At 72.8% G+C, this 20,917-nt stretch carries 19 protein-coding genes; 12 read left to right on the plus strand and 7 right to left on the minus strand.

The annotated features are described in order from the left end of the window. The first annotated feature begins 7 nt into the window (after positions 1–7). The 4 genes from OHS58_RS03015 (at position 8) to OHS58_RS03030 (ending at position 2,462) form a co-directional block, all read left to right on the plus strand. Positions 8–646, plus strand: coding sequence for a hypothetical protein (locus OHS58_RS03015; protein WP_328647048.1), 639 nt, complete (start codon positions 8–10; stop codon positions 644–646). Next, the gene (locus OHS58_RS03020; RefSeq protein ID WP_328647049.1) at positions 586–843 is read left to right on the plus strand and encodes a hypothetical protein; all 258 of its coding nucleotides are present in this window, start codon (positions 586–588) and stop codon (positions 841–843) included. The genes OHS58_RS03015 and OHS58_RS03020 overlap by 61 nt, the downstream gene beginning before the upstream one ends. 75 nt (positions 844–918) lie before the next feature. Beyond that, the gene (lspA, locus tag OHS58_RS03025) at positions 919–1,536 is read left to right on the plus strand and encodes a signal peptidase II (RefSeq protein WP_328649764.1); all 618 of its coding nucleotides are present in this window, start codon (positions 919–921) and stop codon (positions 1,534–1,536) included. Continuing rightward, a complete protein-coding gene (locus tag OHS58_RS03030; RefSeq protein ID WP_326951421.1) occupies positions 1,533–2,462 on the plus strand; it encodes an RluA family pseudouridine synthase in 930 nt (309 codons plus the stop codon). Before lspA ends, OHS58_RS03030 begins: the two co-directional genes overlap by 4 nt. Here OHS58_RS03030 and OHS58_RS03035 read toward each other — a convergent pair. Then, positions 2,459–3,478, minus strand: coding sequence for an AsnC family protein (locus tag OHS58_RS03035; RefSeq protein WP_328647050.1), 1,020 nt, complete (start codon positions 3,476–3,478; stop codon positions 2,459–2,461). The genes OHS58_RS03030 and OHS58_RS03035 overlap by 4 nt on opposite strands. A 134-nt stretch (positions 3,479–3,612) precedes the next feature. Here OHS58_RS03035 and OHS58_RS03040 point away from each other — a divergent pair, with 134 nt between their 5' ends. The 4 genes from OHS58_RS03040 (at position 3,613) to OHS58_RS03055 (ending at position 12,118) form a co-directional block, all read left to right on the plus strand. Further along, positions 3,613–8,601: a DUF885 domain-containing protein gene (locus OHS58_RS03040; protein WP_328647051.1), complete on the plus strand. Its 4,989-nt coding sequence runs from the start codon at positions 3,613–3,615 to the stop codon at positions 8,599–8,601. Then, positions 8,598–9,809: a fumarylacetoacetase gene (gene fahA, locus OHS58_RS03045; protein ID WP_328647052.1), complete on the plus strand. Its 1,212-nt coding sequence runs from the start codon at positions 8,598–8,600 to the stop codon at positions 9,807–9,809. Before OHS58_RS03040 ends, fahA begins: the two co-directional genes overlap by 4 nt. A gap of 299 nt (positions 9,810–10,108) precedes the next feature. After that, positions 10,109–11,038: a YihY/virulence factor BrkB family protein gene (locus OHS58_RS03050; RefSeq protein ID WP_326951417.1), complete on the plus strand. Its 930-nt coding sequence runs from the start codon at positions 10,109–10,111 to the stop codon at positions 11,036–11,038. A 39-nt stretch (positions 11,039–11,077) separates the two neighbouring features. Beyond that, positions 11,078–12,118, plus strand: a complete 1,041-nt coding sequence (locus OHS58_RS03055) for an LLM class F420-dependent oxidoreductase (RefSeq protein WP_247054508.1) — start codon at positions 11,078–11,080, stop codon at positions 12,116–12,118. Between the two features lie 10 nt (positions 12,119–12,128). On the opposite strand, the gene OHS58_RS03060 is transcribed toward OHS58_RS03055, so the two are convergent. Continuing rightward, positions 12,129–12,740 (minus strand): class F sortase, encoded by a 612-nt coding sequence (locus OHS58_RS03060; RefSeq protein WP_328647053.1) that lies wholly within the window; start codon positions 12,738–12,740, stop codon positions 12,129–12,131. Positions 12,741–12,991: 251 nt separating this feature from the next. Here OHS58_RS03060 and OHS58_RS03065 point away from each other — a divergent pair, with 251 nt between their 5' ends. Both OHS58_RS03065 and OHS58_RS03070 read left to right on the plus strand, forming a co-directional pair. Further along, positions 12,992–13,963 (plus strand): Ppx/GppA phosphatase family protein, encoded by a 972-nt coding sequence (locus OHS58_RS03065; RefSeq protein ID WP_326951414.1) that lies wholly within the window; start codon positions 12,992–12,994, stop codon positions 13,961–13,963. Between the two features lie 50 nt (positions 13,964–14,013). After that, positions 14,014–14,196: a hypothetical protein gene (locus tag OHS58_RS03070; protein ID WP_247054502.1), complete on the plus strand. Its 183-nt coding sequence runs from the start codon at positions 14,014–14,016 to the stop codon at positions 14,194–14,196. Positions 14,197–14,271: 75 nt separating this feature from the next. Here the strand turns inward: OHS58_RS03070 and OHS58_RS03075 are convergent, their stop codons facing one another. From OHS58_RS03075 to OHS58_RS03085, 3 genes are read right to left on the minus strand one after another with little or no spacing between them, the layout of a single operon-like run. Next, positions 14,272–16,674 carry a glycoside hydrolase family 65 protein gene (locus OHS58_RS03075; RefSeq protein WP_328647054.1) on the minus strand — a complete coding sequence of 801 codons (2,403 nt, stop codon included), beginning with the start codon at positions 16,672–16,674 and terminating at the stop codon, positions 14,272–14,274. Further along, on the minus strand, positions 16,675–17,403 hold the full coding sequence (locus tag OHS58_RS03080) for an HAD family hydrolase (protein ID WP_326951412.1): 729 nt from the start codon (positions 17,401–17,403) through the stop codon (positions 16,675–16,677). A 9-nt stretch (positions 17,404–17,412) separates the two neighbouring features. After that, on the minus strand, positions 17,413–17,787 hold the full coding sequence (locus OHS58_RS03085) for an ArsR/SmtB family transcription factor (protein WP_247054496.1): 375 nt from the start codon (positions 17,785–17,787) through the stop codon (positions 17,413–17,415). A 134-nt stretch (positions 17,788–17,921) separates the two neighbouring features. Between OHS58_RS03085 and OHS58_RS03090 the strand changes: the two genes are divergently transcribed. After that, positions 17,922–18,428, plus strand: coding sequence for a PaaI family thioesterase (locus OHS58_RS03090; protein WP_326951411.1), 507 nt, complete (start codon positions 17,922–17,924; stop codon positions 18,426–18,428). Here the strand turns inward: OHS58_RS03090 and OHS58_RS03095 are convergent. Both OHS58_RS03095 and OHS58_RS03100 read right to left on the minus strand, forming a co-directional pair. Then, positions 18,425–18,751 (minus strand): nuclear transport factor 2 family protein, encoded by a 327-nt coding sequence (locus OHS58_RS03095; RefSeq protein WP_328647055.1) that lies wholly within the window; start codon positions 18,749–18,751, stop codon positions 18,425–18,427. The two genes, OHS58_RS03090 and OHS58_RS03095, sit on opposite strands and share 4 nt — an antisense overlap. Positions 18,752–18,875: 124 nt before the next feature. After that, the gene (locus tag OHS58_RS03100; RefSeq protein ID WP_247054490.1) at positions 18,876–20,075 is read right to left on the minus strand and encodes an ROK family protein; all 1,200 of its coding nucleotides are present in this window, start codon (positions 20,073–20,075) and stop codon (positions 18,876–18,878) included. A gap of 101 nt (positions 20,076–20,176) precedes the next feature. Between OHS58_RS03100 and OHS58_RS03105 the strand changes: the two genes are divergently transcribed. Then, a complete protein-coding gene (locus OHS58_RS03105) occupies positions 20,177–20,917 on the plus strand; it encodes a DUF427 domain-containing protein (RefSeq protein WP_328647056.1) in 741 nt (246 codons plus the stop codon).

Here is a 20,917-nt window from a genome sequence, read left to right on the forward strand (position 1 = left end):
TGGGCCGATGGGGCGGCAGTGGATTCCGTTGGCGTTGCTGGGTTTCGCGGAACTGGTCCTGGTGACGGCCGAACTGTTCCACCGGTCGGCCGTCACCGCGGAACTGACGGCGCGGTTGCCGCCGGCGACCGCCGGCTACGTGGGCCTGTTCGGCTTGACTATCGACGGTTACGGCACCAAAGCGCGGTTCCTCAGCCTCGATGACACCGTCGTGGCCTACACCGGCGGCGCCGGTCCGGCGTGGCAGTACGCGCTCATCGCGGCGTTCCTCGCCATCGTGATCTCGTACGCCGTGGCAGGCGGGCTGCGCGCGAGGACGGTGATGACGTCGATCGTCGCCGTCGTGCTCGCCGTCCCGGTGCTGGACCTGCTGCTGTTCAGCCGGTTCGGTCTCGACGCGGCCACCCGCGGCCCCCTCCTGGCGACGCTCGGGCTCGCGCTGGTCGCCTGGTACGAACGCAGTCCGCTGGTGCTCGCGGTGGCTGTGGCCGCCGGTGCGGTGGCCGTGGTGATCGCGGACCTGCCGGGCGCGCTGATCTCCGCGACCGTGCTCGTGGCCGGGGCGTTCGCCGCTACCCTGCCCCGATGGGGGAGGGACGGCGTTTCTGGTTCCCGCTGGCGGCGCCGGGGTTCGCCCAGCTCGTGATGGCGGTCGTCGCACTGGTGCCGGCGGCGTACGAGCGCAGCTGGTTCCTGGTGGCCGTGGCCTTGGTGTTCGCGCTGGTCAGCCTGGTGTTCTCGACGCCGGTGACCGGGGCGCCGAGCGCGGCGGGGGTGCTGTTCGCCGCCGCGTTCGCGGTCCTCCCTCGGCGTCCCCGCGACACTGCCGCCGGGGCACCCTGACCAGGCGTGGACAATGGACCGGTGAGCACCGAGTCCAGCGCTGGAGAACCCGACACCGACGCCGCCGCCGAGGCGGTGCCCGAGCCCGCCCAGGAGACGCCGGAAACCCCGGCGGCGACGGCGGCGACGCTGCCGAAGCGCCGGGTGGGCTGGGTGTTCGCCGTCGCGGTAGTGCTCTGGGCGATCGACCTGATCACGAAGAACCTGGTCACCGCCAACCTGGAGGGCAAGGAGCCGGTCCGGATCCTCGGCGGCCTGATCTACCTGCAGGTCATCCGCAACCCGGGTGCCGCGTTCTCGATGGCCACCGGCATGACGTGGGTGCTGGCGCTGGTCGCGCTCGCCGTCGTCATCGCGATCATCTGGATCTCGCGGCGGCTGCGCTCGATCGGCTGGGCGATCGGCCTCGGCCTGGTGCTGGCCGGCGCGCTGGGCAACCTCACCGACCGGATCTTCCGCGCACCCGGCGGGCTGCAGGGCCACGTCGTCGACTTCATCTCGGCGTTCGCCCCGAACGGCAAGGGCTTCGCGATCTTCAACATCGCCGACTCGGCGATCTGCGTCGGCGGTGCGCTGATCGTGCTGCTGTCCCTGCTGGGCAAGGACTACGACGGCACGTCGACCAAAGACAAGACCAAGGACAAGAAGCAGGCCGAACCGGCCGCGGAAACCAAGCAGGAGGACCAGGCGTGAGCTCGCGGATGCTCCCGGTGCCCGACGGGCTCGACGGGATGCGGGTCGACGCCGGCCTCGCCAAGATGCTCGGGCTGTCCCGCACGGTCGTCGCCGAGCTGGCCGAGTCCGGCGACGTGCTGCTCGACGGCCACCCGGCGGGCAAGTCGGACCGGCTGGCCGCGGGCGGGCTGCTGGAGGTCACGCTGCCGGAGCCGGCGAACCCGGTGGAGATCGTCGCCGCGCCGGTCGAAGGCATGCAGATCCTGCACGACGACGACGACATCGTGGTGATCTCGAAGCCGGTCGGCGTCGCCGTGCACCCGAGCCCGGGCTGGACCGGTCCGACGGTGGTCGGCGGCCTCGCCGCGGCGGGCCTGCGCATCGCGACGTCCGGCGCGGCCGAGCGGCAGGGCGTCGTGCACCGGCTCGACGCGGGCACGACCGGCGTGATGGTGGTGGCCAAGAGCGAGCACGCGTACACCGTGCTGAAGCGCGCGTTCAAGGAACGCACGGTCGACAAGGGCTACCACGCGATCGTCCAGGGCCACCCGGACCCGACGCGCGGCACCATCGACGCCCCGATCGACCGCCACCCCCGCCACGACTACAAGTTCGCGGTGGTCCAGGGCGGCCGCCCGAGCGTGACGCACTACGAGGTCGTCGAGGCGTTCCGCGCCGCGTCCCTGGCGCACATCAAGCTCGAAACCGGGCGCACGCACCAGATCCGCGTGCACTTCTCGGCGTTGAAGCACCCGTGCGTCGGCGACCTGACCTACGGCGCGGACCCGGTGCTGGCCCGCAAGCTGGGGCTGAACCGCCAGTGGCTGCACGCCAAGACGCTCGGCTTCGCCCACCCGTCGGACGGCCGCTGGGTCCAGTTCGAGTCGGAGTACCCGGACGACCTGGCGAACGCCCTCAAGATCCTGCAGGACGAGAGCTACTAGTCCTCGATCGACCAGATCACGGTGCGCTCGTCCGGTTCCGGCCGGGGACTCCAGCGGACCGAAACCACCCGGGTCGTGTCCGGCAGCACGTACACCGTGTGGCCGCCGAGGGTTTCGCCCGGTTTGACGCCGATCTTGTGCGGCGGCCGCGAGGTCAGCGAGACCGGGGCCTTGCCGATCGTCTTGCCGTCGACGGTGAGCAGCTCGAGGTAGTTGTCCGGCAGGGACGCGAACGGGATCGCGCCGCGGTTGGTGATCTCCGTGTGCACGACCACCGAGCGCTCGCCCTCCTCCAGGCGGTAGCCGGCCGCGCCGAACAGGAAGTCCGCCGGGTCCTGGACCTCGAGCAGCTGCACCGTCAGCTGCTCGCCCTCCAGGCCCTGGGTCTCCATGACCTCGCCGAGCCGGCCCTTCTTGCCGCCGGGCGCGCCGGCCGGGCGCGCGGGCTCGTCGCCGCGGGCCCACGACGCCGTCTGCGGCACGCCCCACGTGCTCACCACGGGGTCGGGCCGCGCCGGGGGCGGCGGAGGAGCGAACTGCTGCTGCTGTGGCGGCCGGGGCGGCGGGCCGGGGTAGCGCCCGGACGGCGTGCCCTGGACGTTGTACGGCCCCGAGGGCGCACCCTGAACGTTGTACGGCCCGGACGGCGCGCCTTGAACGTTGTACGGCCCTGAAGGCGCGCCTTGGACGTTGTACGGCCCCGAGGGCACCCCTTGGACGTTCGGCGGTGGCATCGGCACGGGCTGCGACGGCGGGGCCTGGGCCGGGAACTGCTGCGAGCCCGGCGGCCGGTTCGCCCACGACGGCGGCGACCCCGCGATGGCCGCGCGCAGCCCGTTCGGGTCGCTTTCGACGCCGACGAGCAGGGGCAGCCCGCTGCCGGACAGCGCGACCAGCCGGTAGGCGACTTCGCGGGGATCCATGCCGACCTTGGCCGCGAGCTCGTGCACGGCCGCCTTGCCCAGCTCGGCGAGCGCGGCGAGCAGGCGGGTATCCACGGGATCGGTCACAGCCACTCGGTGCACGCTACCGCCTCGCCTGTCCGGTCGCGTCGAAGGCCGTCCGCCCCCGGGCGGCGAGCGCGCGTTCCTGTCGGTGATCTCCGTTAGGGTCGCGAACGAGCACACCATCGACGCTGGGGGTCCTGCCCATGACCGCGGTCACCGAACTCGCCGACGAGTTCGTCGAAGCCCTGTACGCCGCCGATCCGCTGATGCCCGCGCTGCTGGGCACGCGCCCGGCGGAGCCCGGGCTGCCGGACGTCACGGCCGCCGCCGAACGGGCCCACCGCACCCAGCTCGCGGAGTTCGCCGAGCGCGCCCGCGCGCTGGACCCGGCCGGGCTGTCGGCCGAAGACCGCGTCACCCGTGAGGTCCTGATCACGTCGGCGGAAGACCGGATCGCGGCGATCGACTCCCGGCTGACCGAGTTCACCGTGACCGACATGTTCACCGGCCCGGCGGCGATGCTGCTCACCGCGCTGCCGATGACGTCCGTGACCGCGGGGGCGGCGGCCGATGCCCAGCTGGGGCGGCTCGCTGCGGTGCCGGAGTTCCTGCGCCAGGCCGCGCAGCGGCACACCGAAGGCCTGGCCGACGGCCTGACCCCGGTGGCCCGCCTGGTCGAGTCCGCCGTCGCGCACGTGGACCGCTACCTCGCCGACCCGGCCGCCGACCCGCTGCGCCGCCAGCCCGCGCCGGACGAGGAGTTCGCGCGCCGGCGTGACGAGCTGCTCGCCGACGTCGTCCGCCCGGCCTTCGCCGGGTACCGCGAGTTCCTGGTCACCGAGGTGGCGCCGCACGGCCGCCCGGACGACCGGCCCGGCGTGTCGTGGCTGCCGCGCGGCGAGGAGATCTACGCGCGCCAGGCCCGGCTCCACACCACCACCGACCGTGCCCCGGCCGAGCTGCACCATACCGGCCTGGACATCATCGCCGCGCTCGCCGTCGAGTACCGCGAGCTGGGGGCCAAGGTGTTCGGTACCGGCGACCTCACCGAGATCTTCGAGCGCCTGCGCACCGACCCCGCGTTGCGCTGGACCAGCGGCGAAGAGCTGCTGGAGACGGCCCGCGCGGCCATCACCCGGGCCGATGCCGAGGCACCGAAGTGGTTCGGCCGGATCCCGCCGCAGCCGTGGACGGTCGAGGCGGTCCCGGAGGACGCCGCGCCCGGCGCGCCCATGGCGTACTACATCCACCCGGCGACCGACGGCTCCCGGCCGGGCATCTACTTCGCGAACACCTACGAGGCCACCGAGCGGCTCCGGCACACAGCGGAGACGACGGCGTTCCACGAAGCCGTGCCCGGCCACCACTTCCAGCTCAGCACCGCGCTCGGCCTCACCGACCTGCCGCTGCTGCGCCGCATCGGCGACTTCACGGCCTACACCGAGGGCTGGGGCCTCTACGCCGAGCGGCTCGCGGACGAGATGGGCCTCTACTCCGACGACGTCGCCCGGCTCGGCATGCTCGCCGGCGACTCGATGCGCGCGGGCCGGCTGGTCGTCGACACCGGCCTGCACGCGCTGGGCTGGAGCCGGCAGCAGGCCGTCGACTACCTGGTCGAGCACACGCCGATGGCGCGCGTCGAGATCGAGGCCGAGGTCGACCGCTACATCGCGTGGCCGGGCCAGGCCCTGGCGTACATGGTGGGGCGGCTGGAGATCCAGGGCATCCGCGCGGCCGCCGAGCGGCGGCTGGGCACCCGGTTCGACATCCGCGCGTTCCACGACGTCGTGCTGGCCGGCGGCGCGCTGCCGCTGTCGGTGCTCGCGTCGGTCGTCGACGAGTGGGTGGCCGGGCACGGCGACACCGTCGGCGCCCTGGCGGACGAGTTCGTCGCGCTGATGTTCGAGCACGACCCGCTGGCCCCGTCGGTGCTCGGCCTGCCCGGTGGCCACGACCGGCTCGCCGACCAGACCCGGGCAGGCCAGGAGCGCTTCCGCGCGGCCTACACCGCGCTCGCCGCGCGGGCCCGGGCCCTGCCGGCCGGGGAACTGACGCCGGAAGAGGCCGTGACGCGCGAGGTCATCGTGGCCTCCGCCGAGGTCGAGGCCGATCGGCTCGCCTCGCGGATGACCGACATCGCGGTCAGCACCGGCTTCACCTCGCCCGCGCTCGGCCTGCTCATGCAGCTGCCCTTCTACAAGCTGGACGACGAGAAGAAGGCGCGCGGCTACCTCGCCCGGCTCGCCGCGATCGAGCCGTTCCTCGCGGAGCTGACCGAGCGGCAGCGCGAAAGCCTCGCCGACGGCCTGGTGCCGCCGGCCCACCTCGCCCGGGTCGGCGTCGAGTACATCGACCGCTACCTCGGTTCGCCGGACGGCGACCCGTTGAAGGCGGACACGGCCGCGGCGGTCGACGGCTTCGAGGCCGAGCGCGACCGGCTGCTCGCCGAGGTCGTCCACCCGGCGTACGCGCGCTACCGCGACTTCCTGCGCACCGAGGTCGAACCGGCCGGGCGGCCCGAAACGGCGCCGGGCATCGGGCACGTCCCGGGCGGCGCCGAGCGGTACGCCGCGATGATCCGCGCGGAGACGACGACCGAGCGCACCGCGCAGGACCTGCACGACACCGGCCTCGCGCTGATCGAGCAGCTCGCCGGCGAGTACCGCGAACTGGGCGGGAAGGTGTTCGGCACCACCGACCTCGCCGGGATCTTCGAGCGGCTGCGCACCGACCCGGCCCTGCGCTGGCGCGACGGCGACGAGCTGCTCGCCGGCGCCCGCGACGCCATCGCCCGGGCGGAAGCCGTGGCCCCGCAGTGGTTCTCGCGCGTCCCGGCGGAGAAGTGCGAGGTCGCGCCGGTCCCCGAGGCGGACGCCGCGAGCGGCACGATCGCGTACTACCTGCAGCCGTCGCTCGACGGGTCCCGGCCGGGCACGTACTACGCGAACACCTACGAAGCGGACAAGCGCCCGCGGTTCACCAGCGAGGCGATCGCGTTCCACGAAGCCGTTCCGGGGCACCACTTCCAGCTCAGCCTGGCGCAGGAACTGCGGGAGCTGCCGCTGCTGCGGCGGATCGGCATGTTCAACGCCTACGCCGAGGGCTGGGGGCTCTACACCGAGCGGCTCGCGGACGAGATGGGGCTGTACTCCGACGACGTCTCACGCTTCGGCATGCTGACGCAGGACTCGATGCGCGCGGGCCGGCTGGTCGTCGACACCGGCCTGCACGCGCTGGGCTGGAGCCGGCAGCGGGCGATCGACTTCCTCGTCGAGCACACGCCGATGGCCCAGCTCGAGATCGAAGCCGAGGTCGACCGCTACACGGCGTGGCCGGGGCAGGCGCTCGGCTACATGGTCGGACGGCTGGAGATCCAGCGGCTGCGCGCGGAGGCCGAGCAGGCGCTGGGCGAGCGGTTCGACATCCGCGGGTTCCACGAAGTCGTGCTGGGCCACGGGATGCTGCCGCTGACGGCCCTCGCCAAGGTCGTCGCGGACTGGGTGGCGGGCAGCGCCGAGGACACCCCGGACAGCCTCGCCGACGAGCTGGTCGCGGTGAACTTCGAACGGCAGCCGGTCTTCCCGTCGGTGTTCGGCCTGCCCGGCGACCACGACAAGCTGGCCGACCAGAGCGCCGAGGCCGAAGCCCGCTTCCGGGCCCGGTACGCGGACATCGCCGCGCGGGCCGAGGCACTCGACGTCACGGGGCTGCCGGCCGCCACGCGGATCACCCGGGAAGTCGTGGTCTCGCAGGCGAAGACCGAGATCGACGTGATCGACTCCCGCCGGTCCGACGTCGCGGTCAGCGACGGGCTCGCCGCACCCGCCCTGGAACTGCTGCTCTACCTGCCGCAGACGGTGCTGGACAACGAGCCGAAGGTGCGCGGCTACCTCAGCCGGCTCGGCGGCATCGGTGAGTACCTCGACGCGCTGATCACGCGCCAGCGCGCCGCCGTCGCCGAGGGCTTCGTGCCGCCGGAGTTCCTGGTGCGCATCGGGATCGGCTACGTCGAGCGGTATCTCGGCGCGCCGGAGAAGGACCCGCTGAAGGTGACCCCGCAGTACGCGCTCGACGGCTTCGAGGCCGAGCGCGACCGGCTGCTCGCCGAGGTCGTCCGCCCGGCCTACGAGCGCTACCGCGCGTTCCTGGCCGACGAGGTCACGCCCGCGGCCCGGCCCGAGACGTCCGCGGGCATCGGGCAGCTGCCCGGCGGCGCCGAGCGCTACGCGGCGCTGATCCGCGCGGAGACGACGACCGAGCGCACGGCGCAGGACCTGCACGACACCGGCCTGGCGCTGATCGAGCGGCTCGCGGGGGAGTACCGCGAGCTGGGCGGGAAGCTGTTCGGCACCACGGACCTGGCCGGGATCTTCGACCGGATCCGGACCGATCCCGCGCTGCGCTGGCGCGACGGCGAGGAGCTGCTGGAAGGCGCGCGCACGGCCATCACGCGCGCGGAAGCCGTGGCGCCGCAATGGTTCTCGCGGGTCCCGGCGCAGCAGTGCGGGGTCGCGCCGGTGCCCGAGGCGGAGGCGGCGAGCGGCACGATCGCGTACTACCTGGAGCCTTCGCTCGACGGGACCCGGCCGGGCGTCTACTACGCCAACACCCACGAGGCCGAGAAGCGCCCGCGGTTCACCAGCGAGGCGATCGCGTTCCACGAAGCCGTGCCGGGGCACCACTTCCAGCTGTGCCTCGCCCAGGACCTCACCGGGCTGCCGCTGCTGCGGATCATCGCGCACGTCAACGCGTACGCCGAGGGCTGGGGCCTGTACGCCGAGCGGCTCGCGGACGAGATGGGGCTCTACTCCGACGACGTCTCGCGGCTGGGCATGCTGACCCAGGACTCGATGCGGGCGGGCCGGCTGGTCGTCGACACCGGGCTGCACGCGCTCGGCTGGAGCCGGCAGCAGGCCGTCGACTACCTCGTCGAGCACACGCCGATGGCTCAGCTCGAGATCGAGGCGGAGATCGACCGCTACGCCGCGAACCCGGGCCAGGCGCTCGGGTACATGGTCGGGCGGCTGGAGATCCAGCGGCTGCGGGCCGAGGCCGAGCAGGCGCTGGGCGAGGCGTTCGACATCCGCGAGTTCCACGACGTCGTGCTCGGCAACGGGACGCTCCCGCTCCCGGTGCTCGCCACCGCCGTCGCCGATTGGGTGGCCGCGCGCGCCACCCAGGACGAGGAGTGACCGTGACCTGGCTCGAACTCGCCGACGACACGCCGTTCGGCCTGGACAACCTGCCCTACGGCGTGTTCTCCGTGGGCGGAGCGCCCGAGCGCCGGATCGGCGTGCCGGTCGGCGACCGGGTGCTCGACCTGACCGCCGCGGCGGCGGAGACGGCGGCGTCGTTCGCGCCGCTGCTGACGTCCGGGGTGCTGAACCCGCTGCTGGCCGCCGGGCCGGCGACGTGGCGGGAGGTGCGCGAGAGCGTCCGGGAGTGGCTGACCGAGCCGCGGTACGCCGATCAGCTGCGGCCGCACCTGGTGCCGCTGACCGAGGTGACCACGCACCTGGCGATCGAGGTCGCGGACTACGTCGACTTCTACTCCAGCGAGCACCACGCGCTCAACGCGGGCAAGATCTTCCGGCCCGACGCGGTGGAGCTGCCGCCGAACTGGAAGCACCTGCCGATCGGCTACCACGGCCGGGCCGGCACGGTGGTCGCGTCGGGCACGCCGGTCGTCCGCCCGAACGGCCAGCGCAAGCCGCGCAACGCGGACGCGCCGGCGTTCGGCCCGTCGCAGCGGCTGGACATCGAGGCGGAGGTGGGCTTCGTCGTCGGCGTCCCGTCCACCCTGGGCACTCCGGTGTCCACAGAGGACTTCGCGGCGCACGTGTTCGGCGTCTGCCTGGTCAACGACTGGTCGGCCCGCGACCTGCAGGCGTGGGAGTACCAGCCGCTGGGCCCGTTCCTGGCCAAGTCGTTCGCGACGTCGGTGTCGCCGTGGATCGTCCCGCTCGACGCGCTGGAGCACGCCCGCGTCGCCGGCCCGCCGCAGGACCCGGAGCCGTTCGAGTACCTGCGCACCAGCGAGAAGTGGGGCCTGGACCTGGCGATGGAGGTCCGGCTCAACGGCCACCTGGTGTCGAGCCCGCCGTTCGCCACGCAGTACTGGACCGCGGCGCAGCAGCTGGCGCACCTGACGGTCAACGGCGCGAGCCTGCGCACGGGCGACCTGTACGCGTCGGGCACGGTGACGGGCCCGGAGCCGCACCAGCGGGGCTCGCTGCTGGAACTGTCCTGGGGCGGCCGCGAACCGTTCGAGCTGCCCGACGGCACCACCCGCACCTTCCTGGAGGACGGCGACGAAGTCGCGATCACCGCAACGGCCCCCGGCCCGAACGGCACCCGCATCGGCTTCGGCGAAGTCCGAGGCACCGTAGTCCCCACCTGACCCCGGACCCGTCACCCGCGTGACCGAACCCGGATCTCGCGTGATCAGAGACGTGACTCGCGTGATTGGACCCGGAACTCGCGAGTCACGGTCCCGATCACGCGAGTTCCGGCCAGGATCACGCGGGTTACGGGCCTGATCACGCGAGATCCGGGCTGGATCACGCGGGTTCCGGGCCGGGTGAAGCGAGATTCGGGTTGCGGCACGTGTGGCCCGGGCCGTGACGATTCCCCGGCGGGGGTGTCCGGACTGCGGGGGACACCTGCGGATGAGAGGGTCGGCGCGTGCAACGTGGAGCGGTGAAGGCCGTCGTGAGCAGGCCGTTCCGGCGGGCCGGGGCGACCCTGGCGCGGTACCGGGAACGCGACGGTGACCACTACGCCGCCGCGATGACGTTCTTCAGCCTCCTGGCCCTGGTGCCGCTGATCATGGTGGCCGTCTCGGTGGCCGGGTTCGTGCTGGCCGGCGACCGGCTGCTGGCCGCCGAGCTGGACCGGGTCATCGCCGCGTCGCTGCCGCCCGAGCTCGGCGGGCAGGTCACGAACGTCGTGCACACCGTCGTCGGCGAACGCGGGCGGATCGGCATCCTCGCGCTGGCCGTCGCGGTCTACTCGGGCTGGAGCTGGATCAGCAACGTCCGCGACGCCGTCACCGCGATGCTCGGCCAGGAACGCACCCCGCGACCGCTGCTGCGCGGCATCGCCGCCGACGTCGTGGCGCTCGCCGGCGTCGGGATCGCGATGGCCGTCTCCTTCGGGCTCGCGTCGCTCACCGGCGCGGCCGGCGCGTGGCTGCTCGACCTGATCGGCTTGACCGGCGGCTTCGCGCACGTCGTGCTGGTCGCGGGCTCGCTCCTGCTCGGGCTGGCGGCGAACTGGCTGGTCATCGCCTGGTGCCTGGCCCGGCTGCCGCGCCGGGCGCTGCCGCTGCGCTCGACGCTGCGCCCGGCCGGGGCCGCCGCCGTCGGGCTCGGCGCGATCCAGCAGGCCGGCGGCCTCTACCTGCACCTGCTCGGGCGCTCCCCGGCCGTCGCGACGTTCGGCACGCTCGTCGGCGTCCTGCTGTTCGGTTACCTGATCGTGCGCTGGCTGCTGATGGTCACGGTGTGGATCACCGTCCGGGACGACCCGCCGGCCGGCACGCTCGGCGCCGACGTCCGGTACGCCGGCACGACGCTCGGGGCCGGCGCCTCGGCGGAGCTGGTGGTCCGCACGCTGACCGGCCGGTAACATCCGCACTAAGCGCTTGCTCACCACAGGAGGACGTCCATGAAGATCGGGACCGCGGTCAGCTACTCCGGAGGCTTCGCCGACAGCGTCGCCGACGTCGTCGAACTGGAGAAGGCCGGCCTCGACATCGTCTTCGTGCCGGAGGCGTACTCCTTCGACGCCGTCAGCCAGCTCGGCTACCTCGCCGCGAAGACCGAGCGCGTGCAGCTCGCGTCCGGGATCTTCCAGATCTACACGCGCACGCCGACCCTGACCGCGATGACCGCCGCCGGGCTCGATTTCGTCTCCGACGGCCGCTTCGTCCTCGGCCTCGGCGCGTCCGGCCCGCAGGTCATCGAGGGCTTCCACGGCGTGAAGTACGACGCGCCGCTGGGCCGCACCCGCGAGATCGTCGAGGTCTGCCGCCAGGTGTGGCGCCGCGAGCGCGTCGTGCACGAGGGCAAGCACTACACGATCCCGCTGCCGCCCGAGCAGGGCTCCGGCCTCGGCAAGCCGCTCAAGCTGATCAACCACCCGGTGCGCGAGCGGATCCCGGTGCTGCTGGCCTCGATCGGGCCGAAGAACGTCGCGCTCACGGCCGAGATCGCCGAGGGCTGGCAGCCGATCTTCTTCCACCCGGAGAAGGCCGCCGACGTCTGGGGCGCGTCCCTGGCCGAGGGCCAGGCGAAGCGCGACCCGGCGCTGGGCGAGCTGGACACCTACGTCACGGTCGCGCTGGCGATCGGCGACGACGTCGAGGCGCTGCTGGACCACGTGCGCCCGGTGGTGGCCCTCTACGTCGGCGGGATGGGTGCCCGGGGCAAGAACTTCTACAACGACCTCGCCTGCCGCTACGGCTACGAGGCCGAGGCGAAGCTGATCCAGGACCTCTACCTCGACGGCAAGAAGGCGGAGGCCGCGGCTGCGGTCCCGCTGGAGCTGCTGCGCGCGATCTCCCTGGTCGGCCCGGCGGGCTACGTGAAGGAGCGGCTGGCCGCGTTCGCCGAGGCGGGCGCGACGACGGTGATCGTCAACCCGCTGCAGCCGGGCCGCGAGGGCCGGGTGGCGGCGGTGTCGCAGCTGCGCGAGCTGATCGGCTGACCCCGCGCGCTCAGCTGGGCACGGCGTAGACGGCGACGCGCTGGCTGGTGACGCCGGCGCTGTCGAACGTCCCGTCGCTGGTGATCAGGCGCAATTCGGGCCCGGCGCCCTCGGGGGCGATGAGCGTGCTGTCCGGCTCGTCGGGCGGGAAGACCTCCGTGTGGCGGACGGCGAAGCTGGTGTCATGGCCGGTTTCGTCGCGCACCACGATCTCCGCGCCGGGCATCAGGGTGCCGAGGCCGGCGAACGCGCCGTTCGCGTAGCCGAAGCCGGAGTGCCCGGACAGCACCGCGACGCCCGGGCTGCCCGGCGCCGGGCCGTCGGCGAACCAGCCGACGCCGTACGCCGTGCCGGGCTGCTCGCGGCGGCCGCCGGCGGCCCGGCCGAGGTCGACGATGTGGTCGAGCGTCTGGTGGAGGTCGGGGATCCGCAGCCCGGCCGGCGGGGCGCCGGACGGCACCGCGGCGGGGCGGTCCGGGTCCGGGGCGCCGGCGGGCAGCGAGGAGTCCGGGGTGAGCACGAAGGTCACGCCGACGAGGACGCCGACGAGCCCGGCCACCACGGCGAGCACCACGCCGACGGGCCGCACGAGCTCGGATCGCCGCTCGGGCCGTTCGCTCACGTTCGCCTGCTCCACACCTGTTCGATGTCTCAACAGTCGCGATCCGCTGAGTGGCGTTACCGAATCGTGTCCAGTGGTGTCGAGGTTCACTCGATTGGGTTATCTGCCTGTGATCTGCACGTCAGAAAGGCCCGTTGGGAGCGGCAAAATGCGTCAATGTCCGGCACCGTGAGGGGAGATCCGCCAAAATAACTGGTTTCGACCGGTCGGACTGGGGATATTCACCAGGCGGAAGTGAGGTGCGCCGAGCTGTGCGGAAAATCGAAGAGCCGGAAGCGGGCACAGTGGGCGTGCTGGACGTCGGATCGTTCAGCGCCCGGCTGGTGGTGGTGCCGGTCGCCGGCGCGTCCCTCGCGCCGGTGCTCAACCACCAGACGCGCCTGCGCCTGGACCGCGAGCTCGACGCCCGCGGCCGGCTGACCGCCCGCGGCATCGCCTCGGTGACCGCCGCCGTCGCGGCCGGCATGACCACCGCCTACCGCCACGGTGTCAGCAGTGTGTACCCACTGGCGACGTCGTCCATTCGCGACGCGGTCAACTCCGCCGACGTCGTCCGGCACGTCGCCGGCGAGACCGGCGTCGAGCTGCAGTTCCTGTCCGGCCGCCGCGAGGCCGAGCTGGCCTACCTGGCCGCGCGCCGCTGGTACGGCCCGAAGGCCGGGCCGCTGCTGATCCTCGACATCGGCGGCGGCACGGTGGAGCTCGCGGCGGGCTGCGGCGAGCAGGCCACGTTCGCGAAGTCGCTGCCGATGGGCGCGCGCTCCCTGACCCGCGACTGGCTGCCGACCGAGCGCGTCTCGGGCAAGCAGGTGAAGGCGTTGCGCGCGTACGCGCTGGACCAGGCCACCGCCGTGCTGGGGGCCGCGGACATCGCGGGCCACCGCACGGTCGGCTGTTCGAAGGTCCTGCAGCAGCTCGGGCGGCTCGCGGGCGCCCGGCCGGGCAAGTCCCGCGACCTGCGGCTCGACGACCTGCGCGCCTGGATCCCGCGGCTGGCCGCGATGCCGACGTCGAAGCGGGCCGAGCTGCCGGGCATCTCGCGCAACCGCGCCCACCAGGCCCTGGCGGGCGCGATCGTGGCCGAGGCCCTGCTGAGCGTCGCCGGTGGCCAGGTGACGATCTGCCCCTGGTCCACGCGTGACGGCCTGCTGCTGTCCCTGCGCGACGACGCCGCCAAGGGCCACCGCCGCGGGGGCCGCCGCGGCCGGGTGCAGGTCGCCTGAATCCCGCCGTCCCCTGGTCGTGGCCGGGAAAACCGGGTATCCCGGAAGGTATGAGCCAAACGCAGCGGTCCCACGGCAAGGACGACGAAGACGACGAGCTCCTCAAGCTGCCCACCGCCGGGCAGCTGACGCACGACGTGCCCACCACGCCGGACCCGGACGTCAAGCCGGCCGGCACCGAGGAGATCCCGGACCCGCCCGGCCGGGACGCGGTGAGCGACCTCCCGCAGTGACCGGCCGCCGGAGTCCGTGAATGCCACATCCAGGGACGAGTGGTCCCTCGATGTGGCATTCACGGACTTTCGAGGTCAGCGGCCTTCGGCGGTGATCGGGTTGGACGGCTCCTCGAACTGACGCAGCTTCGACGTGTCGCGCCGCATCGGGGCGCGGCCCGGCGGCTGGTGCGGCGGGTCGCCCGCGTCGATCTTCGGGATCGCGAACCGCTGGGGCTCGACGGTGACCGTGACGCGCTCGCCGTGGTGCAGCACCTGCAGCGGCTCACCGGCCAGCACGTGGTAGGTGGCCTGGTCGGGATCGATCTCGACCTGGAACCGCGTGCCGCGGAACATCAGCCGGAAGGTGATCCGGTCCAGCTGCGGCGGCAGCCGCGGCGCGAACGCCAGCGCGCCGCCGTGGTCGCGCAGCCCGCCGAACCCGGCCACCGCACCCTGCCACGCCCCGGCCAGCGACGCCATGTGCAGGCCGTTGCGGACGTTGTTGTGCACGTCGTGCAGGTCGGTCAGCGCGGCCTCGGCGAGGTAGTCGTAGGCCAGCTCCAGGTGACCCACCTCGGCCGCCACCACGGCCTGCGTGCCCGCCGACAGCGAGGAGTCCCGGACCGTGCGGGCCTCGTAGTAGGCGAAGTTGCGCGCCTTCTCCTCCATGCTGAACGAGTCCCCGCACATGTGCAGGGCCAGCACCAGGTCGGCCTGCTTCACGACCTGCTTGCGGTAGAGGTCGAAGTACGGGAAGTGCAGCAGCAGCGGGTAGTGCGCCATGTCGGTGCCCTCGTAGTCCCACTCGTCGTGGTCGAGGAACCCCTCCGACTGCGGGTGCACGCCGAGCTCCTGGTCGTAGGGCAGGTACATCGCCGCGGCGGCGGCGCGCCACGTGTCGAGCTCGACGGTGTCGACCTCGAAGTGCGCCGCGATGTCGGGGTGCCGCTCGCACGACGCCGCGGCCGCCAGCAGGTTCCGGCGCGCCATCAGGTTCGTGTAGACGTTGTTGTCCGCCACCGCCGAGTACTCGTCCGGGCCGGTGACGCCGTCGATGCGGAACGCGCCGTGCCGGTCGTGGTGGCCGAGCGACGCCCACAGCCGCGCGGTTTCCAGCAGCAGCTCGACGCCGTAGTCGCGCTCGAACTCCTCGTCGCCGGTCGCGTTGAGGTAGCGCAGCACGGCGTCGGCGATGTCCGCGCTGACGTGGAACGCCGCCGTGCCGGCCGGCCAGTAGGCCGAGCACTCGGCGCCGTTGATCGAGCGCCACGGGAACGCCGCGCCGCGCAGGCCCAGCTGGTGCGCGCGCTCCCTGGCTTTGTCCATTGTGGAGTGCCGCCAGCGCAGCGCGTCGCGGGCCGCGTCCGGCATCGTGTAGGTGAGCACCGGCAGCACGAACGACTCGGTGTCCCAGAACGCGTGGCCGTCGTAACCCGGGCCGGTGAGGCCCTTGCCCGCGACCGCGCGGCTTTCCCCGCGGGCACCGGCCTGCAGCAGGTGGAACAGCGCGAACCGGACGGCCTGCTGCAGCTCCGGATCGCCGTCGATCTCGATGTCCGAGGTGGCCCAGAACTCGTCGAGGAACTCGCGCTGCTCGGTGAGCAGGCCCTTCCAGGTGGTCTGCCGGGCCCCGGCCAGCGCGGCCTCGACCTGCGAGCGCAGCGCCGGCACCGAGCGCTGCGCCGACCAGCCGTAGGCGAGGAACTTCGTGATCCGCAGCCGGCCGCCCTTGGGGACGTCGACCGCGACGGTGAGCCGCGCGAGGTCCTCTTCGGAGTGGATGCGGGCGCGGATCCCGTCGTCCACCTCGATCTTGTGGTCCATCGCCGCGGCCATCCGCAGCCCGGAGCGGCGGGTCTGGTGCACCAGCACGGCGTTGTAGTCGGTGGCGCGGTGGAACTCGCCCACCAGCGGCGACTCCAGCGCCGCGGCCACCCGCGGGTCCCGGGTGTCGGACTCGATCGGCTCGTTGGCCAGCAGGTCGGACTGCACGACCAGCTGCAGGTCCTCGTCGAGCGGCTCGACCTCGTAGCGGATCGCGGCGATCGCGCGCTGGGTGAACGACACCATCCGCTCGGTGCGCACGCGGACCCGGCGCCCGGTGGGCGAGGACCACTCGGTCGTCCGGGTCAGCGTGCCGCGGCGGAAGTCGAGCACCCGGTCGTGCGCGGTCGCCGCGCCGTAGCGCATGTCGAGCGGCTCGTCCTCGACCAGCAGCCGGATGATCTTGCCGTCGGTCACGTTGACGACGGTCTGGCCCTCTTCGGGGTAGCCGTAGCCCGCCTCGGCGTACGGGAGCCCGTGCTCCTCGTAGAAGCCGTTGAGGTAGGTGCCGGGCAGGCCGCGCGGCTCGGCTTCCTCGAGCGTGCCGCGCAGCCCGATGTGGCCGTTCGACACCGCGAAGGCCGATTCGGTGCGCTGCAGGGCGTCGACGTCCATGCCGCGCCACCGCAGTTCCCACGGCGAGCACTCGTACCCGCGTGGTTCGTCGCTCATTCAGTCCTCCAGCAGTTCGGCGAGGTCGTCGACGACGACGTCGGCGCCGTGCGCGCGCAGTTCTTCGGCCTGGTCGGCCCGGTTGACGCCGACGACGTACCCGAACCCGCCCGCCTTGCCGGCCTGGACGCCGGACTGGGCGTCCTCGAACACGGCGGCGTGTCCGGGCTCGACCCCGAGGGCTTCGGCGCCGGCCAGGAACGAGTCCGGCGCGGGCTTGCCCTTGAGGTGCTGCTCCCGGATGGTGAGGCCGTCGACGCGGGCTTCGATGTACTTGCTCAGGTCACCCGCGTCGAGCACCTTGGCGCCGTTCGCCGACGACGTCACGACGGCGATCCGGAGCCCGGCGGCCTTGACCGCTTCGAGGTAGCGGATCGAGCCGGGGTAGGGGCTCACGCCGCGTTCGTCGATGATCTTCAGCACCAGCTCGTTCTTGCGGTTGCCCACGCCGTTGACGGTCGGGGCGTCGACCGCGTCGTCCGGATCGCCTTCCGGCAGCTCGATCCCGCGCGACTTCAGGAATTCCCGCACCCCGTCGGCGCGGGGGCGGCCGTCCACATAGGTCGCGTAGTCCTTGTCCGTGAACTCCTGGAACCCGGCGCCGTCGCGGGCGCGCAGATATTCGTCGAATGTCCGTTTCCAGGCCTCACGGTGGAGAACCGCAGTTCCGGTCAGCACCCCGTCGAGGTCGAAAAGGCACGCGGTGATGGTTTCCGGCAATCCCGTCATGCCCGCACGCTACCGGTCATCGCCGGGGTTCGCGGGCTCTTCGGGGTGCGGTCGCACCCGATGGATGAGTTCGTGCACGGTGGCGTCGGCGAGCCGGTAGCGCACCACCCGGCCGGTGCGCTGCGTGGTGACCAGCCCGTGCGCCCGCAGCAGCCGCAGGGCCTGCGAAACCGCGGTGTCCGTCATGCCCGTGACCGCGGCCAGGTCGGTGACGCTGATCTCCCGCGCGTAGTGGATCGAGACGAGCAGCGCGAGCCGCGAGGGGTCGGCGACGACGGAGAAGCGCTGGGCCCACTCGGCGATGACGGCGCGGTCGCCGAGCCCGTCGGCCGCCGCGGCCACCCGCTCCGGGTCGATCAGCTTGCGGCCGGGGTCGGTGCTCACCCCCGGATGATTCCACCTGGGGTCCGGGCGGACCACCGGTGGCCTGGGTCACGCGCCGCTTGACGCTGCCGGGGGTTCGGACGACGCTGTCGGATTAAGACGCTTGTCATAGTCCGCTCGCCCGAGGAGTCCAGATGACCGATGTCGCCGCCGAGGCCGGGACCAGCTCGAAGACCATCACCTGGCAGGACCCGCTGCCGACCGCCCGGCTCGGCCGCACGATGACCGGCTTCGAGTACCTGACGGCCATCGCCGAGGGCCGCATCCCCGGCCCGCCGATCGCCGCGCACTTCGGGCTGCGCTGGGAAAGCATCGGCCACGGCGAGGTCGTCGCGGTCCTGGAGCCGGACGAGTCGATGTACAACCCGATCGGCATGGTCCACGGCGGCGTCGCGGCCACGATGCTGGACTCGGTGGTCGGCTGCGCCGTGCACTCGACGCTGCCGGCGGGTGTCGGCTACTCGTCGGTGGAGCTCAAGGTCAGCTACCTGCGCGCGATCCACGCGGGCCGCGGCGAGATCCGCGCGACCGGCCGCGTCGTGAAGGAGGGCTCGCGGATCGCCTTCGCCGAGGGCGAGATCCGCGACGCCGAGGGCAAGCTGCTCGCCACGGCGTCGGGGACCTGCGTCATCACGCGCTAGCGGGCTTCCTTGATGTCCCAGTGCTCCACGAGCAGGCCGTCTTCGACACGCAGGATGTCGACGACGGCGTAGCTGCTCCCCGGCAACTGGACGCGCAGGTGCACCGCGACGAGGTCGCCCTCGGCGACGACGTGCTCGATCGTCGTGGTCCCGCCCATCAGCGGCGAGTTCGCCACGGCTTCGGCGAACGCGTCACGGCCGGAGGGAAGGCCGGGGCTGTGGGTGACGAAATCGGGGTGCAGCACGGCTTTCGCGGCGTCGATGTCCTTGTGCACGAACAGGTTCTCGAGGCAGGCAACGACGATTTCGCGGGTTTCGCTCATGGCGTTCATGGTCGGCTTTCCGCGGGCGGCCGTCGATTACGCCGGAGGTAATCACCTCGGCGGTCGGCCGCTCTGCCGCGCGGACTTCGCGTCGACTGCCCAGGTGCCCCTCACGGCTCGATAGTCAGGCCGCGCCCACGCGGCGGTCGAAGACCAGGCCTTCGGCCGCCCGCAGGCCCACGCTGATGGCGCCCGTCAGGACCGCGTCTTCGCCCAGTTCGCCCTGGACCACCTTCGGCACCAGCGGCGTGAACGCGCGCAGGGCGCGGTCGATCGGTTCCAGCAGGAGGTCGGCCGCCGTGCCCATGCCGCCGCCCAGGACGATCAGTTCCGGGTCGATCACCGCCGCCACCGAGGCCACCGTGTACGCCAGGCGATCCGCTTCCGTCTCCACCGCGCGGCGGGCGAGCTCGTCGCCTTCGCGGGCCAGGCGGAACACCTCGCGGGCCGATTTCGCGGTGCCCAGGCCGAGTTCGCGCGCGCCGCGCACGACCGACTGGGCCGCCGTCGCCTCTTCGAGGTGGCCGCGGGTGGGCGGCAGGCCCGGGGAGTCGGCCGCGCGGGTGCGGCCGTACGGGAGGTAACCGATCTCGCCCGCCGCGCCGGTGGCGCCGCGGAACACCCGGCCGTCGACCATGATGCCCATGCCGACGCCGGTGCCGATCGTGATGCAGCCGAACACCGCCACACCCCGCGCGGCGCCGCTTTCGCCTTCGCCGACGGCGGTGAGGTTCGCGTCGTTCTCCACCACCAGGCCCGGGCCCAGCGCGGCCTCGAGGTCGTCGATCAGCCCGGCACGGCCCCAGCCCGGCAGGTTCGGCGCGTGCCGGAAGCAGCGCTTGTCCGGGTCGGCGACGCCGGGGGAGCCGACGACGCGGACAACGATGTCGGCCGCCGTCAGACCCGCCTCGGCGACGGCGTCGGCCGCGATCCGGCCGACCGTGGCGACCAGCGTCGCGCCGGAGCGGGCGGAGTTGCGTTCGTCGCGGCGCGCCACGAGCGTCCGGCCGAGGTCCGACACGGCGACGCGGATGTGCTCGCGGCCGATGTCGACGCCCAGCACGTACCCCGCGGTCGGGTCGGCTTCGTACAGCACGGCGGACCGTCCGGTGCCGGTGGAGGTGTGCCCGGTCGGACGCGCCAGCCCGGCCGCCTCGAGCGCGAGCAGCGCCTGGCTGACCGTCGGCTTCGAGAGCCCGGTGTCCTTCGCGACCTGCGGCCGCGTCGCCGGGCCGCTGCGCCGCAGCAGGTCCAGCACCGCGCGCTGGTTGATCTTCCGCATCCCGGCGGGGGTGCCGACCGTGGGGATTTCTACGCCGGCCACCGGTGCCCGCCTCCTGTTGTCCTCGTGCTCACTGCCAACCTATCCGCCGCGCCGCCGCCGGGGACGGGAATTCCGCCGGAAGGCCGTCCGTTGAGCCGACCATGAGCACTCCGGTACGCGGGCGGGTCCGCGTGGCACAAGGCGCGAAGCGGGTACGGGTGTTCCTCGGCGGGCAGAACGTCGCGGACACGGTGCACCCCCTCCTGGTGTGGGAAGTTCCGTACTATCCCACGTACTACTTCCCACGCGCGGACGTGGAGAGCGGCCTCCTCACCCCCTCCGGGCGGACGTCGCACTCGCCCAGCCGGGGAGAAGGTGTTCTGTCGACGATAAAGGTTGCCGGGTCCGAGGCGGTGGACGGCGCGCTGGAGTACCCGGATTCGCCCATCGAGGAGCTGCGCGGCCACGTGCGGTTCGACTTCGCCGCGTTCGACTGGTTCGAGGAGGACGAGCAGATCTTCACCCACCCCCGCGATCCCGGGGTGCGCGTCGACATCCTGCCCAGCTCCCGGCACGTCCGGATCGAGGTCGACGGCGTGACCGTGGCGGACACCGTCGGCGCGCACCTGCTGTTCGAGACCAACCTGCCGACCCGGTACTACCTGCCGCGCGTGGACGTCCGGATGGATCTGCTCGAGAAGACCGGAACCGTGACGCACTGCCCGTACAAGGGGGCGACGGAGTACTTCTCGGTGACCGGGCACGAGGACCTCGCCTGGAGCTACCCGACGCCGTTGCCGGAGAGCACCCGCGTCGCCGGGCTGGTCGCCTTCCTCGACGAGAAGGTCGACGTCTACGTCGACGACGTCCGGCAGGAGCGGCCCAAGACCAAGTTCGCCTGA

This window comes from Amycolatopsis sp. NBC_00348 (assembly GCF_036114655.1).
Classification (GTDB): Bacteria; Actinomycetota; Actinomycetes; order Mycobacteriales; family Pseudonocardiaceae; genus Amycolatopsis.

What these genes read in the sequence shown, in the direction of transcription:
- OHS58_RS03070 (WP_247054502.1), top strand. Translation starts at nt 14,014, where the DNA reads ATGAGCCAAACGCAGCGGTCCCACGGCAAGGACGACGAAGACGACGAG.
- OHS58_RS03075 (WP_328647054.1), bottom strand. Translation starts at nt 16,674, where the DNA reads ATGAGCGACGAACCACGCGGGTACGAGTGCTCGCCGTGGGAACTGCGG.
- OHS58_RS03095 (WP_328647055.1), bottom strand. Translation starts at nt 18,751, where the DNA reads ATGAGCGAAACCCGCGAAATCGTCGTTGCCTGCCTCGAGAACCTGTTC.
- OHS58_RS03105 (WP_328647056.1), top strand. Translation starts at nt 20,177, where the DNA reads ATGAGCACTCCGGTACGCGGGCGGGTCCGCGTGGCACAAGGCGCGAAG.
- OHS58_RS03015 (WP_328647048.1), top strand. Translation starts at nt 8, where the DNA reads ATGGGGCGGCAGTGGATTCCGTTGGCGTTGCTGGGTTTCGCGGAACTG.
- OHS58_RS03090 (WP_326951411.1), top strand. Translation starts at nt 17,922, where the DNA reads ATGACCGATGTCGCCGCCGAGGCCGGGACCAGCTCGAAGACCATCACC.
- OHS58_RS03040 (WP_328647051.1), top strand. Translation starts at nt 3,613, where the DNA reads ATGACCGCGGTCACCGAACTCGCCGACGAGTTCGTCGAAGCCCTGTAC.
- OHS58_RS03020 (WP_328647049.1), top strand. Translation starts at nt 586, where the DNA reads ATGGGGGAGGGACGGCGTTTCTGGTTCCCGCTGGCGGCGCCGGGGTTC.
- OHS58_RS03080 (WP_326951412.1), bottom strand. Translation starts at nt 17,403, where the DNA reads ATGACGGGATTGCCGGAAACCATCACCGCGTGCCTTTTCGACCTCGAC.
- OHS58_RS03055 (WP_247054508.1), top strand. Translation starts at nt 11,078, where the DNA reads ATGAAGATCGGGACCGCGGTCAGCTACTCCGGAGGCTTCGCCGACAGC.